This is a genomic window from Chitinophaga pollutisoli (assembly GCF_038396755.1).
Classification (GTDB): Bacteria; Bacteroidota; Bacteroidia; order Chitinophagales; family Chitinophagaceae; genus Chitinophaga; species Chitinophaga pollutisoli.
Genome location: NZ_CP149822.1, coordinates 5,484,098 through 5,498,949 on the forward strand (window position 1 = coordinate 5,484,098; position 14,852 = coordinate 5,498,949).

Here is a 14,852-nt window from a genome sequence, read left to right on the forward strand (position 1 = left end):
AGCGAATGTACTCCGCCGCCGAATGCCCCATGTATCATAACGCCGTTTTGTCGTGTTTTGTAGCGAAACGTCGTGGTTTGTCATGGTTACAGGTGCCGTTAATCCATACTTACTGCTTATTTACTAAGGGTGTAAAGTAGGTTTACTTAGGGGGTAATGTATATCAAATGTATATCAAAGCCATATAGATCCGCTACAGTAAAGGGTTAGATGGTATTTTATATACTTTCAGTAAATCTGAAGCAGATCCGCAGCAGGTAACCATTCATTCCCGCCGTTACCTGCAGATAAAAACAAAACCGGCGGACCATCCGATTATGATCCGCCGGATTTTTATACTGCTACCCCTTATTTCAGTAACGACTGCACCTGCTGTTCGGTCAGGGCAACTTTCGGCTGGAAGCGCGCTCCGTGCATGTAAGCCAGGAGGCTGCGCCTGAGCTGTGCCACAGCGGGACGTTTGTCTTCGTCGGTCGAAAGGTCGGCGGATACGAGCATCAGTTTGCCGGTACCCACTTTCGCTTCGATTACATTCGCCATTTTCCGGTTCTTGAAGAAATTGTCGATCACGCGCACAACGGGGTCGATGGCGGGCAATTCGTCGAGGATCATGGTTTTGGAAGCCGTGATAAGGTGCCACCACTGCCAGTCGGACCAGGCTTCCGTGGGGAAATCGGCCAGGGCGGGGTGTTTGGGATTGCAGAGGATGCCCATCGTGCCCGGTTGGTTCGGGAAGTGGACCGGGCTCCAGAATACAGGCGCAAAGCGGCCGTCGACCCCGCGGATTTGCGCGGTATCGGGGTTGAGGAGTACCTTTTTCCCATCCCGCAGCAAGCCCATCGCTTCGGAAATGCTACGGGTATAATGTACGCCTGCATATTCACTTTGTTGTTTTTCGGGATACACCCAGATGTGCCACTCATTGCGGCGCTCGCCGAGGCGAAGGGTGATCGTCAGCGCCGTGGCGCGGGAAATCCCTGCCAGCGGAAAAGAGAATTCGCCCAATTGCTGGCCGGTTCCCTCCGCGATGTTTTGCTGTGCGAGCTTTCCGCTGAACAACAGCTTACCCGCGGCAGTTTTGACCGTCCATTCGGGAATGATATGCTGTAAAACACCTCCGCTGAAATTGGCGGTTTCCGCGGCGGCTTTGAATGTTTCGCCATTGGTGTAGGTGGCTTTTTCGAAACGGAGCAGCGGCACGGCGGGCTGGCAGTACATCCGGTGCTGTTCGGGCGATACCAGGCCTTTGCTGTCCCAGAAGGCGTCGAGGATGCCGATGAGGGCGGTGCCCTGGCCGGGGAAGTCGTGCAGGTCCAGTAACTGGAAGCCGCTGAAATATTTGGTCTTCATCGCCCGTTCGATTTCTTCCTTGTACAACAGCGCCGCGAACTTACCGCTCGATTGCAGGAAAGCGGGCGCAAGGTGCAGGAGGTTCTTCCGTTGCATGTCGTTGCGGATGGCTTTGAAGTTCAGCGGATCGAGGACGCCGGTGTATTTTTTGATCTCTTCCATATTCGGGAAAACGGAATACTGCCCGATCTCATGCGTAATGATGGGTACATTCAGCCCTTCCGTTTCTTTCGTATAATCGTTGTTGAAAGATGGCGCGATGGTGTTGAAAATCCCTTGTCCGCGAACCCATCCTTTTTTCGTCCATTGGGTGATGAAGAATTCATCGCCCGGTTCGAGCCAGGCGCCGTGCTCGGCCTGGAAGGTGAAGGATGTGGTGGAATACAGGTGCCTCGGGTCTTCTTTCTTCAGCTTCGCCACCATTTCTTCCAGCCAGTTGAAATCTCCTTCGAGTTCGTTGCCCATGCTCCAGAAGCAGAACGAGGGGTGATGGCCGTATTCGCGGCTGATATGTTCCGCTTCGAGCGCCAGCCAGGCGTTCATCGCGGAGTCTTTTCCGGCATTCTTGTTCCAGAAAGGCAATTCCGCCTGGAGGTAAAAGCCCATCGAATCCGCTACGGCAAAGGCTGCTTCCGGCGGGCACCAGGAGTGGAAACGCAAGTGGTTCAAACCGTAGGCTTTAGCGGAATTAAAGACTTTCGCCCAGCCTTTGCGGTCCATCGGTGGATGGCCGGTAAGGGGGAAGATGGCGCATTCCAGGGTGCCGCGCAGGAACATGCGCTTACCGTTGACCTGCAAATGCGCGTTGTGGTTGGTGATCTCGCGCCATCCGAAACGGAGCTGCCGGCGATCTGCCGAGGCGGGTGTTTTCAGATCGGCCGTAAGTGTGTGCAATACGGGCCTGAACTCGTCCCATTCCGCGAAGCCCTCCGGCACGGGAAGCTCCGCTTCTACTTTATTTTCCCCTTCCTGCAACTGCAAAGGCAGGCTTTTTTTCAGTTTGCCGGTTTGCAGTAAGAGGGACCCGGCCGAAACGGGCCCCTCGTTTATCAACGTAATTGTTATACGAAGTATGCGTTTCTTTTTGTCGGGCCAGGTCTGCAGATCCGCGATGCGCGCGGCGGGACGGGCCTGCAGTTCCATCTTGCCCAGGATGCCGTTCCACATGATCTGCGTGCCGTCGGTATAGGCATGCGCCATGTCGGACGCGCTCATGTCGTACTGCTTGCGGTTGTCGACACGGATCACGATGCGGTGTTTGCCCGGGGTCAGTTTTCCCAGGTCGTAACGGTGCGGCGTGCTCACGAGGTTGCGGGTGCCGAATTCCTTCCCGTCGATCCAGACGTGAGTGGTCCAGAGCACGCGCTCCAGCAGGAGGGAAGCGTGCTTCCCGTTAAAGTTTTGTGGTACGGTGATCTCGCGCGCATACCAGGCTGGCCCCACGTAACGGTGTTTCCGGGTGAGCATGAGCAGCACTTCACGGGTGAGGGAATCCGCAGAGATCGCGGGTTTGCGGCCGATGCCGGCGTCGTCGAGCGTGCCGGGAAGGCGGAGCGTAGGCTTAAATTGCTGATGTTGCCATCCCTGCTTGATCCCTTCGTCGAGCGAGTCGATGGCGTATTGCCAGTTGCCGGATAGCGGGAGCGACTGCGCACCGGCGCCAATGGCGATACAGATAAAAAGTGTTGTGATATATATGCTTCGCATGGTCTTGAATTTGATTTAAGCGGATGCCGTTTTGGTGGCTTCCTGGATGAACGACAAGTGCGCACTGGCACCGAAGTGCATATCTTTTTCCAGCACTTCGCGGAAAGCGGCGGTTGCTTTCGCGGCATCCCCGAGGCCAAGATAGCCCAGTCCTTGCAGAAATACGCAATGCAGGCGGTTCCTTTCCGTGAGGTCGTCTTCGAAAATGAGCAGGTCGGGCAGCGAAACGGCGAAGTACTCGATGCGCACGGGATCTTGCCCGTGTTCTTTCCCGTATGCGATCAGTTTCCTGAAAATGGCGTCCGACTTGTCTTTCTCCCCGAGCGCCGCCCAGGCGAGGCCCTGGTAGAAGATCTTTTCGGGCGGGGCATCGTTGTAGTACATGGCGGCTACCGGCTCAGAGGAGCCTTCAGTGGCTTTTTTGAAATATTGCGCGGCTTCGGCAGGCTGGTTCATCGCTTCGAGGGCTTTGCCCATCCAGTAATGGATGTCGTTTTCGCGGATACCGAACAATTTGCCTTCTCCCAATGAATCCGGCCATTCCTGCGCCCTTGGCAGTTTTGCGATCGCCGCTTTGGGTTGGTTGGCGGCGAGGTCTTTGCGCGCCAGCGCCGTCAACGCAAACACGTATTGCCCGGATACCTTCCCTTCGCCGCCTTCCCAGGGGTGGAATTTGCGGTCGACGAGGAGCTGCAATGCCTTTTCGTGTTCGCCGAGGAAGTTAAACAGTGCGGCGCGTTCGAGATAGAGGTCGTCGCGCCATTCCACGGCGCTGAGGTGGCGGTTGAGCCGGTCGAGGCGCTCCCGGGCGGGAGACCCCAGCCGTTTATGCAGCTGGTCCAGCTCCATGAGCACGCGTGCGTCTGTCGTATCCAACGCGAAAGCCTTTTCGAAATGTTGCAGCGCGCCCGTCGCATCGTGGCGCTTGTTGAACAGCGCGATGCCGAGGTTGCGGTGTACGGTAGGGAATTCCGGGTCGCGGCGGATCGATTCCTGCCACATGCCGATCGCTTCGTCGTATTGCCGTTTATCGTACCAGAGGCAACCAAGGTAATATGGCGCTTTGCCGTCGGCCTTGTTGTGTTCGATGGCATACCGGAGGATATTCACATCTTCCATCCGGTTGGGGAAGCACAGGTACGGATCCGCCGCGGCGGCTTTGCGCAGGAATTGCTGAACCGCCTGCGCGTCGCCCGTTTGCCCATAGCACCACGCAAGGTAGTAGTATTTGAGGGGCGAAGCGTTTTCCGGCATAAAGCCCAGCCAGGCAATGGCTTCTTCGTACAGGCCGGCGGCCATATTGTCGAGGGCGTGTTCGAGGTAATTGGGTGCATGATCGCGGGCGAGGCGCAGCAAAGTGCTTTTGGCGATGCCCGCTTCCTTGCCGTTGCCCAGCAGCTCGTGCGCCAGCAATTGCTCGTGGTATAATCCGAGGTTGAAGAGATCGCGGCGGAGGCCTTCGGAACATTCGGCCAGCGCCTCTTCGTGCCACCCGAGTTTCCGGAGGATGGCGGCTTTCAGGGCGCGGGCTTTATTGTTGCGGCCGTTGCGGTCGATGGACCAGTCGATCTGTTCCAGCGCCTGCGCGTAAAGCCCGCGGCTGGTGCTGATCTGGGCGAGGGCGAAGTAGCCGCTGTCTTGCCAGGCGCTGTTCCAGACTGCTTTATGGAAAGCGTCGTAAGCTTCCGGCAAGCGGCCCTGCAGCTGCAGGCAGAGCCCTAGGTTGTAGAGCGCTTCGCCGTCGTAAGGATTGGGGTTCCGTTGCGTAAGGGTGTCCACGGCTTGGCGGAGGTATTTTTCCGCCCGGGCGAACTGCCCCCTGCGGAGGAACCAGGCGCCGAGGGCGTTGTTGGCCCGTGCGTCTTTGGGATCGCGGCGGAGCGCTTCCGTATAGTAATCCACAGGGGAATAGGTAGCGTGCCGGTATTGTTCGAGGTGCATGCCGGTGAGGAAGAGTTGCTCATTGTTTTCCGTATCCGCCGGAGATTTGGCGGCCTGCGCGGGCGCGGGGATTTCGGCGTCTTTAAGGGCGGATGGCTGGTACCGCAGGCGGATGTTGCCGTCCGTTCCCCGAATGATGGTTTCCACGGCGGATTCCGCAGTGCCCGCGGGCAAAGGGATCCGCTGCCGGTAAATCTGCTCCGGCGACGCGCTGAACACGTCTTTGTACATCAACTCCCCTTTTACCCGGATCTCCAGCGTTTGCAGGGTTTCCGGACCGGTGGCGAACACTTTCACCTGCAGTTCGCTGCCTTCCACGGTGCTGTGGAGCAGGAGGTCGCGGGTGGCGTTCTGTACCAGCCCCAGCTCGCGGTAGGGCAGGAAATACTGGGTGAAGGATTTCTCTTCATAGGGCATGAGCCAGCTGAAATCAGGCTGGTTGTCGGTATAAACGCCGGTCATCAGCTCGATGTACGGACCGTCTTCATCCGTCAGGTTTTTATCCCAGGCCTTCCCAAAGTCGCTATGCCCCCAGGTCCATTGCTTCTTGCCGGGCGAAATATGATGATCGGCCACATGCAACACGCCTGCCTGTGCGTCATGCTCATATCCTCCCACAAAATCGTAATCCGACCGGATCGCCATGTACGAAGTGGGAACAGGGATATTTTTATACCGGGAAATGTCCGTCCCGGGCGAGTAGTCTACTTTGTAATACGTGCCCGTTGCAATGGGGAACGACGACACATCGCGCTTCCCGTGATCGAATACGGCGTGCACGTCCGGCGGGAACACGGACTGGTAGTGATCGTTCACCTTCACCGCCGGGTTCGCCCACCAGAGGAAGGTCTGCGGGAGCGGGGTGCGGTTGTAAAGCTTTCCTTTGATTTCGAGGTACGCTTTGTCGGGGTGCAGCGTGAATCCCGCCATCCCTTTCGTCCGGAACATTTTCTCGATCTCATTCACCCAGATGGTCTTGCTGCCGTCTGCATGTTCTTCGGTGGTGTAATCCACGGCTTCGTATGTGCTGGGCCGGTGGTGCTGAGGCCAGTTGAATTCGATACCGCCGGAGATCCACGGTCCGCACAGCCCTACCAGTGCCGGTTTTATCACCTGGTTGTAGTAAATGAAATGCCGGTTGCCGATCTTGTCGAACGCCATCTGTACACGCCCTCCCAGTTCGGGGAGTATCATGATCTTCAGGTACCGGTTCTCCAGGAATACCGCTTTCCAGCGCACATCTTCTTTTTCATCAAGAATTTTTTCGATGACGGGATTGGGATAAACCACCCCGCTGGAGCCCTGGTAAACACGTTTTTCGAAGAACATCGGGTTCTTGTCGGGACGACCGGTCCCGTAGGTCGGGATGACGATGCTTTCTTCCCAGACCTTCACAGCGTTATTGCTCATTGCCTTTCTATGATTTTATTAGTGTCTTGTTAAATGTTGTTCGAGTTGTTCCAGTGTTTTGCCTTTCGTTTCCTTCACCCTGCTGCGCACGAACAGGAAGCCTAACAGGCAAATGCCCGCGTAGAGGTAGAAAGGCCCGTATGTACCGAGTTTTTCAGCCAGTATGGGGAAGGTGAAAACGAGGATGAAGTAAGCGCCCCACAACGCCACGATCGCCACGGAGGACGCCAGGCCGCGCACCTTGTTGGGGAAGATCTCGGAGATCAGCACCCAGGTCACCGGCGCCAGGGATGTTGCGTACAATGCAATGGCCGCGAGCACGAACACCGATACCAGTCCCACCGCCGCCTGGTTCTTCAGGAGCAATGCGAGTACAACGTAAACGATGGATAACCCCAGCGATCCCACGAGCATGAGCGGTCTTCTGCCCAGCTTGTCCACCTGCCACATGGCCACGAGCGTAAATACGAGGTTGACGATGCCGATGGAGATGGTCTCGAACAGCTGGCTGTTCAGATCAGCCCCCACCGATGCGAATATGGTGGAAGTGTAATTGAATACGATATTGATGCCGCATAACTGCTGGAACACCGCCAGTACGATGCCCACAATCACTGCGGGCCTTACGGCTTTGCTGAACACCATCTTCAGCGTGGGGTGGCTTTCGCCAGAGAGCGACGCACGGATATCGCGCAGGGTGTTGCCGGCGAAATCTCCCGCGCCGATGCGCGACAAGGTACGCATCGCTTCTTCCGTCCGGCCCTGCCCGATCAGCCAGCGGGGGCTTTCGGGCAGCCGGCTCACGCCCAGCAGGAATATGAACGACGGTACCGCGCCCAGCCCGAACATCCATCGCCAGGCGTCTTCACCCATATCCGCCAGGAAATAATTGACGAGGTTGGTGACCAGGATGCCGATCACGATGGTGAGCTGGTTGATGGATACGTTTCGCCCGCGCAGGTGCGCCGGCGAAATCTCGGCGATATACAGCGGACTAAGGATCGAAGCCATGCCCACGCCGATGCCCGCCGCGAAACGCATGGTGGTGAACACGGTGAAGGTGTTCGAGAACGCCATACCGAGCGACGACAGCGTAAAAATCAATGCCGCGAGCAGCAATCCGGGTTTACGCCCGAAGCGCTCCGCCAGCGCACCCGCCATGGCGCAACCTGCCATGCACCCCAGCGCGAGGGAACCGGTAAGGAAGCCTTCCCACCAGGCGTTCAGCCCGAAAGTGGAACGGAGGAAAGGCAGCGCGCCGGAGATCACGGCGAAGTCGAAGCCGAAGAGATAGCCTCCCAGCGCGGAAATAAACGATATGCCCAGGATGTAGCGGTGATGGAATGTCGTGGTCTGTTGCATGTCTCAGAGTTGTTGGAACCAGTTCAGTATTTCTTTAACAATCAGTTTGTGTCCTTGTCCGTTTGGATGGTTGCTTTGCGCCATCAGCGGCTTAACATCGGGTTGCCGGGCAAAGGCGGCGTAACTATCCGCCAGCGCGGTATGGTATTGCCTGGCCAGCGCACGGATCTGTTCCGCGTGCCGGCTGAGCGGGTTGTCTTTCGCCAGCCAGTCGGTACTGGTGTCAGGCGAGGGCGTGAGTAAGATGACTTTAATCCCCTGGGCCTGCGCTGCTTTGATCATCGCTTCCCAGGCGGCTTTGGCGCGGGGGAGACCGATGGCGCGGTCGTTCAGGCCGTAGTCGATAAAGAGCACGTCGGGCCGGTGGGTGAGTACTTCTGTGGCGAAGCGTTTGGCGCCCTGTTCGCTGTTTTCTCCGCCGATGGCGGTCACGATCGTGTTGACGACGGCCGTGGGATAGAGGGTTTTCACTGCCTGGAGCACGCCTTGCGGATATGCTTCCAGGGTATGCACGGCCGGCGTAGCGAAATAGCCTGCGGGTACCGAATGCCCGTGGAACACCAGCTGCACCGCGCGGTTGTCCGGCCATGTTTTCCGTAATTCAGTACGGATGGGAGCGAGATAATTCGTATCCTGCGCCGCCGCGATCAGCGGCGCCATCAGTAAAACCAATATCAATTTGCCGGTTGTGATCATTTATATTTTCCGGTTATAGTGACGATAGAACGGGCCGGCACCACGATGTCTGCCGCATCCGCCCAGGAGCGTTTGCAGTTACGCGTATTGTCGGTCGTATATTGATTCAGCCTTCCATTCACCCAATTCACCCCATCCAGTTGGATGTGCTTTTCCTGGTTCTGGGGATTGACGATAACCGTCACCAACCCTTTATCCGTTTCCTGGATGTATGTAGAGATCATCAGTTGGGACGCAGCTTCGAGCGGACTGCCGATCCCTGCCACGGATGTTTCCACCCGCCGCATACCCGGCCGCACAAACCGCGCATACTGCCCGAAGGCCCACAGCTGCTTGGAATCGAGTACGATGCCGTCGGTTTTGCAGTTGCCCACGTTTATCTGCCCGTTGATGTCGTTGATGTACACCAGCGCATCACTGTAATTGTACGGGCTAACCGCGAGCCACCACTGCCAGCTGGTAACGCCCAGCACGGCGAGATCGTGGTGCAGCACTTTCGCTACGTACAATCCATAATCGATGCCCGTATTGCGCGGCGAACCGTTGTACTGCCCGCAGATATCGCCCAGGATGCCGAACTCCGTTTGCCACAGCTGCAACCCGGCGTCGGTTTGCGCGGCGCGGCCCGCAGCCTGCTGGCGAACGTTTACAAGCGTATTGTCCGGACAGGTCGTGAAATAACTATGCCCGGAAATAATCTTTGCGATGTTGGGCGTGTTGCCCAGGAAATATGGCGAAGAAGGAGAGAAGAATTGACGGATCTGGTCGCCGCGCATGTCGTTATTCTTGTCGTACAGGTATTCCAGCGTACCGGATTCACCGACCACGATCTGCGCGTTCGTGCCCGCCAGTTTTTGGGCTGTGAGTTTCGACAGCTCTGCTACCTGGTCGTTAGTGGCCTGCGTGCCTTCCTGGTTGGCCTGGTTGCCGTTCCCCCAGTTCCATTGCGGCTCATTAACCGGGCTGAGGTAATCGAACCCGAAATGCTTTGTAACCTCCGCCAGGAAATCCGCATACGCCTGCATCCTCCCCGGCTGGATATTCATCCCCGGCGTGGTGGTGCCGTTGAAGGCCTTGCCGTTGACGGTTAAATGCACCTGCGGTGACAAGGAGAAGCCCAGCGTGTATTTCACGCCGCGCTGTTTCGCGGCCCGCAGGAACCATTGCTGCCCGGCGGATTTACTCCAGTCGTAAGTGCCGTCGGCTGCCTGGAAACATTCTTCCCGCCGCCATTCATCGGTGATATTGCTGGCTGCTCCCTGCTCCAGGCTGCCCGCGCCGATATTGAAGCGCCAGAGCGAAAGCCCGATGCCTTTCGGCGATCCGTCCTGCGTGGTATCCAGGCTGAAGAGGTAATCCGCCGCCTGGTTCTTTTTGGAAACATCCCCCCAGCTGCCGATGTGCTTGGTAGTCCAGCAGTCGGAAGCGCCGAAGGAATGGATGACCTGGCGCTTGTCGTTCAGCCGGATGGTGACCGCCACCGGGGCTTTGGTGGCACAGGTGTCTCTCCCGAGGAAGATGCACGGGTTTTGTTGCCCGCCGCCGTTTTCACCGCCCTTGGAACAGAACGACGACAGGAAGGCGATGCCGAGTATATTGAGAATCTTCATGAACATGGTATTAAAAATAACCCGGATTTTGTTTCACGGACCCCTCCGACAATAAAATCTGGCTGGCGGGAATAGGCCACAGCGAATGGATATCCGGATCGTAATTGATGCCCTTGTTCTGGGCTTCGGTGTTGTTCGTGGTTTCGAAGGGATCGGTGCTTGTTTCGGTATTGTATTTCACGAATGTACCGTTCGGTCCGAACAGGCCATTGATCACCGGAACGCCATTGGCGTCTTTCCAGCGGCGGATGTCATAGAGCCGGTCGCCTTCATATGCCAGTTCCAGCCGGCGTTCCTTGCGTACGGCATTGATCAGCGCCCAACCGGTAAGCCCCATATCGGTTTCCAGGTCCACCCGGTCGCGCACGCGCCGGAGCGATGTGAGCGCGGGGCCGGATTTCTGCTGCATGGCGCAGGCCTCGGCATGCATGAGGAGCACATCCGCGAAGCGGAGGATCTTGTCGTTCAGCGCGGAGCGGCCATTGGAAGGGCGTTGCGACTTCGGCACATAATGCTTCCGGCTGAAGCGCGCCGATTTGCTGTGCGCCTGCGCGGGGAACGGGCGCCCGTCGAACGATGTCGCGTTGGGATCGCCTGCCACGGGAAGCCCGTGCCGGTTGATCGTCCATTGCAGGCGGGTGCTGTCGCCCTCGGATTTATAAGCGTTCTCCAGGTCGCTGGTGATGGAGTAGTATCCCCATCCGGCATCGCCCGGACTGTTCAGCATCACCGCGAATTCGTTGTAAGGCAAAGCCGGTACCTGCGACGATCCGTTCATGATCTCGAAGATGGATTCCTGCCCGTTGCGGTAAGTATATTGCCAGAGGGCGGAAAATTCCGGTTCGAGGTCGTATTCGGCTTCGGTGATGACCGTCTGCGCGTAGGTTTCCGCCTTCGCCCAGTCTTCCATATACAAACTGATTTTCGCCATGAGCGTCAACGCCGCCCCACGCGAAGCGCGGAAGCGTTCCGCTGCGGGATAGGCGCTCTTTTTCGGCAGGATGCCCGCGCTTTCGTTCAGGTCGTTGAGGATATGGGCATAGACTTCCTGCACGGTATTGCGGCCGGGATGCTTGTCGGGTGATAATACCTGCAGCACGAGCGGGACCCCGCCCCAGTTGCGCACCAGGTCGAAGTAGCACCAGGCACGGAGGAATTTCAGCTCGGCGATATATTGGCGCTTGCTGGCGTCTGCGATGGGCGCTTTGCTGATGCCTTCCATCGTGCTGTTGAACCGGCCGATGCTTTTGTACAGGTTGATCCATTGTGCTTCGTTACGGTCATTCGCGGCATCGATGGTGTAATGCGCGGCGGCGTCGTAGGTGGGATGGGGCTGATACGTGTTGCCGATCCAGCCGTTATCGCTGGATGCTTCGCCCGCCAGGTACCGCCAGTTCAGGATCTCCCACCAACTGCTGTAATTGATATAGCGGTAAGCCACCTGCGTGGCGCCGTTGCATTGCTCGTCGGTCGTGTAAAACTCATCCGACACGATGGAGGAGCCGTACGGCCCCTGGTCGAGGTCGCAGCCGGCGGTGGCGGCGAGGATGAGTGCGTATATGAAGTAAGTGATGCGTTTCATGTGTTGCGTTTTGGCTTTACAGGGAAAGGTTCAATCCGAACATGTACGTCCGTGGCAGGGGCATCTGGTAGTTGTCCATGCTGTTGTAGGAAATGCTCGAGTACCAGGGCACATCAGGGTTGAGGCCGGAATAGTTCGTGATGGTGAACAGGTTTTGGGCGGATACGAATACCCGCAGCTGCTTCATCCCCCTGATCCATTCCTTTGGCACGGTATACCCGAGCTGCATCAGGTTGGCGCGGACGAAGTTGCCTTTCTCCAGGAAGAAGGTCGACATCTTCGTGAAATTCCCGTTGGGATCGGCTTTCCGGATCTCCGGGAAGCTGTTGGTGGAACCCGGCCCTGTCCAGAACTGGTCCTGGAATCCCGAAATGAAATTGTAATTGCCACCCGCTACCATGTTCCGGCGGTAATTGTTGAAGTTGTCCATCCCGAATGCGCCGTACAGGTCGGTCCGGAAATCGAAGCCGCCGTAATTGAGCGTGATGGTGAGGCCGGCGGAGAAGTCAGGGTAGGGGGAGCCGATGCTCGTCATATCGTCGTTATCGATCTTCCCGTCGTTGTTCATATCCCGGAACTTCAGGTCGCCGGCGCCGGCTGCGGGTTGCAGGCGTTCGTTGTTCTTGTTTACATAACCCGCGGCTTCTTCATTGGATTGAAAAACTCCATCTACCGTGAAGCCCCACCAGGTGCCGGGCACATGGCCCACCGTGGTGCGCGAGCGGAAGGTGCTGATCACTTCGTTGGCTTCGCCGCCGATGATCGGGTCGGAGGTCGACAGATGATCCACCGTGCTTTTGAACTGGGTGAGCGTAAGATTGGCGCTGTAGGTGAATTTCTTGCCGGGACTGTCTTTAAACCCGATGGCTACATCCCATCCCCTGGTCGTCATCTTGCCGATATTGGCGTATTGGAAGGGGATATAGCCCTGGGGGTAACCCAGCACCGGGTCCACCTTCACCTGCAGCAGTAGGTTGTTGGGACTGCGCACGTAGCGGTCGAGTGACAGGCTGAGCTTGTCGTTCAGCAGCGTTGCGTCGAGGCCGATGGTGAAATCCTGCTGTACTTCCCATTTCAGTTCCGGGTTGTTGAAGGAAGCGGGCGTGTATCCGTTCACCACGCCGCCGTTTACATTCACGTAGGTGGTGGGGGAAACGTAGGATTGATAATCGCCGACGCCACCGGGCAGGTTGCCGCCCGATTTACCCCAGCTGGCGCGCAGCTTGAGGAAGCCTACCTGGTCTTTCCAGTTTTCGAGGAACGCTTCGTCGCTGATTACCCATGCGCCGGACACGGAGGGGAAATACCCCCAGCGGTAGAGCGGGTTCACGAGCGAGGAGGCGTCGGCGCGCATGGTGCCGGCCAGGTAATATTTGCCTTTGTAGTTGTAGCGCAGCGAGCCGAAAAAGGAGAGCATCTTGCCGAAGGGCCCCGCGCCGGGCTGGAAGCCGCCACCACCGCCGGTAACGAGGTTGCCGGCGTTTATGTAGCGGAACGGCTCCGCGTCGAAGGGGATGTTCTCGCGGGAAGCGTTGGTGCTTTTTACGGAGTAGCTGTCGTAGCTCTGCCCGAGCAGTACGTTCACGCTATGGTCTTGCGGGAGCGGCAGCGTGTAGTCGGCCGTGTTGGTGATCTTCACGCGGCTGTTCTGCCCGGTGCTTGACGATACCGCGGTACGGGCGTTGTAGCTATTGGGCGCGAAGTAATATTTAGGTGAGTAGTTGTTTTGCTGGGAGAAGTTGGCCGTGGCGTCGATGGCGGATTTGAGGATGAGGCCGCGGATGGGGCGGATCTCCAGGTAGGTGCCGATCTGCCCGCCGAAATATTCCCGCTGGTCGAAGTTGGTGCGGGTGCTGAATTCCGGGCTTACCATTCCATTGAACAACGAACGCCCTACCTGGCTGTAATACGGATCGAACGCGGTCATAAAGTCGGCGAACGCGCCATTGAGCGGCGGGAGGGAGGCGATCACTTCTTCGCGGGTGCGGTGCGGGGCCACGGTAGGGTCCATGGCGAAGGCGCCCCAGGTGAGGTTGAGCGGTGCGTTGGGGTATTTCTCGTAACGCGGGGCCATGTTCAGCCCCCATTTCACGAATTTGTTGATATCCCAGTCCACGTTCAGCCGGCCCGTGATCTTCTTCCATTCGCCGGCGCTGCGGCCGGCAACGGAAGTTTCGTCGTAATAGCCCAGGGAGCCGAATACGGAGAGCCCGTCTTTCCCGCCGGACACGCTCAGGTTGTATTGCTGGCGGGTGCCGGTGCCGAAGGTGCGGTCCCAGTAATCGTTGGTGGTAAGGGAGTTGACATCAGGAAAGGGGAGGGCGGTGCCGCTGGCGCCGGCTATTTTATTCATGAGAGTAGCGTATTCGGCTGCGCCGGCCAGCTTTAGTTTCGGCAACTGGCTCATGCCGTAATTGGCGGAGAACTGGATGCCGGGCGCGCCCTTCCCTTTCCTGGTGGTAATGAGGATAACACCCTGACCGGAACGCGCGCCGTAAATGGCGGCGGCGGAAGCGTCTTTGAGGACGTCCATGCTGAGGATGTCCTGCGGGTTGATGGTGTTCATGAAATTATAGCCCACTTCCATCCCGTCGACGATCACGAGCGGGTTGGTGTTGGCGGTGATGCTGCTGAGGCCGCGCACGAGAATGCGCGGCTGGGAACCTACGTTGCCATCGGCCGCGAGTACCTGCACGCCGGCCAGCTTGCCCTGGATGGCGGTGGCGGCGGTGCCGGTGTTGTAGGCTTCAATGTCTTTGGCGGTTACGGAGGAAATGGAGGTGGTCACGCTTTTGCGGTTGGTGCGCTGGTAACCGATGACCACCACGTCGTCCAGCGTTTTATTGTCGGTTTGTAACGTAATGGCGACGAAGGTTCTGTCGCCGAGGGGGATTTCCTGTGAAATGAAACCCATGGATGAAACGATGAGCACGGCGCCGGGGGGCGCCTGGAGGTGGAAGACGCCTTCGGCGTTGGTGATGGCACCGGTGGAGGTGCCTTTGACCTGCACCGATACGGTGGGTACAGGCTGCTTGTCGGCCCCGGTGATTTTCCCGGAAACCGGCCGCACCTGCGCCATCGCGGAAGCGCAGAGGCATAGGAGCAGTGAAGTGAAGAGATAGATTCGTTTTTTCATAACTGGCTTTTTTAAGCGGCGTGGAAGTTCATAATACGGATCGTGTGGAATGTCATGC

At 57.7% G+C, this 14,852-nt stretch carries 7 protein-coding genes; all 7 read right to left on the minus strand.

Features of this window, described 5'->3' with window-relative positions:
- Nucleotides 1-348: 348 nt before the first annotated feature.
- From WJU16_RS23420 to WJU16_RS23450, 7 genes are read right to left on the minus strand one after another with little or no spacing between them, the layout of a single operon-like run.
- On the minus strand, nucleotides 349-3,057 hold the full coding sequence (locus WJU16_RS23420; RefSeq protein ID WP_341835781.1) for a sugar-binding domain-containing protein: 2,709 nt from the start codon (nucleotides 3,055-3,057) through the stop codon (nucleotides 349-351).
- A gap of 15 nt (nucleotides 3,058-3,072) precedes the next feature.
- The gene (locus WJU16_RS23425; protein ID WP_341835782.1) at nucleotides 3,073-6,408 is read right to left on the minus strand and encodes a DUF5107 domain-containing protein; all 3,336 of its coding nucleotides are present in this window, start codon (nucleotides 6,406-6,408) and stop codon (nucleotides 3,073-3,075) included.
- An 18-nt stretch (nucleotides 6,409-6,426) separates the two neighbouring features.
- Nucleotides 6,427-7,770 (minus strand): sugar porter family MFS transporter, encoded by a 1,344-nt coding sequence (locus WJU16_RS23430; RefSeq protein ID WP_341835783.1) that lies wholly within the window; start codon nucleotides 7,768-7,770, stop codon nucleotides 6,427-6,429.
- Nucleotides 7,771-7,773: 3 nt separating this feature from the next.
- Nucleotides 7,774-8,466: an SGNH/GDSL hydrolase family protein gene (locus WJU16_RS23435; RefSeq protein ID WP_341835784.1), complete on the minus strand. Its 693-nt coding sequence runs from the start codon at nucleotides 8,464-8,466 to the stop codon at nucleotides 7,774-7,776.
- A complete protein-coding gene (locus tag WJU16_RS23440; RefSeq protein ID WP_341835785.1) occupies nucleotides 8,463-10,076 on the minus strand; it encodes a glycoside hydrolase in 1,614 nt (537 codons plus the stop codon). The genes WJU16_RS23435 and WJU16_RS23440 overlap by 4 nt, the downstream gene beginning before the upstream one ends.
- 10 nt (nucleotides 10,077-10,086) lie before the next feature.
- Nucleotides 10,087-11,658 carry a RagB/SusD family nutrient uptake outer membrane protein gene (locus WJU16_RS23445; RefSeq protein WP_341835786.1) on the minus strand — a complete coding sequence of 524 codons (1,572 nt, stop codon included), beginning with the start codon at nucleotides 11,656-11,658 and terminating at the stop codon, nucleotides 10,087-10,089.
- Nucleotides 11,659-11,674: 16 nt separating this feature from the next.
- Nucleotides 11,675-14,794, minus strand: coding sequence for a SusC/RagA family TonB-linked outer membrane protein (locus tag WJU16_RS23450; RefSeq protein ID WP_341835787.1), 3,120 nt, complete (start codon nucleotides 14,792-14,794; stop codon nucleotides 11,675-11,677).
- Nucleotides 14,795-14,852 lie beyond the last annotated feature (58 nt).

Bases quoted from the DNA above. Each gene is read 5' to 3' on its own strand.
- WJU16_RS23430 (WP_341835783.1), bottom strand. From the start codon at position 7,770: ATGCAACAGACCACGACATTCCATCACCGCTACATCCTGGGCATATCG.
- WJU16_RS23420 (WP_341835781.1), bottom strand. From the start codon at position 3,057: ATGCGAAGCATATATATCACAACACTTTTTATCTGTATCGCCATTGGC.
- WJU16_RS23445 (WP_341835786.1), bottom strand. From the start codon at position 11,658: ATGAAACGCATCACTTACTTCATATACGCACTCATCCTCGCCGCCACC.
- WJU16_RS23440 (WP_341835785.1), bottom strand. From the start codon at position 10,076: ATGAAGATTCTCAATATACTCGGCATCGCCTTCCTGTCGTCGTTCTGT.
- WJU16_RS23450 (WP_341835787.1), bottom strand. From the start codon at position 14,794: ATGAAAAAACGAATCTATCTCTTCACTTCACTGCTCCTATGCCTCTGC.
- WJU16_RS23435 (WP_341835784.1), bottom strand. From the start codon at position 8,466: ATGATCACAACCGGCAAATTGATATTGGTTTTACTGATGGCGCCGCTG.
- WJU16_RS23425 (WP_341835782.1), bottom strand. From the start codon at position 6,408: ATGAGCAATAACGCTGTGAAGGTCTGGGAAGAAAGCATCGTCATCCCG.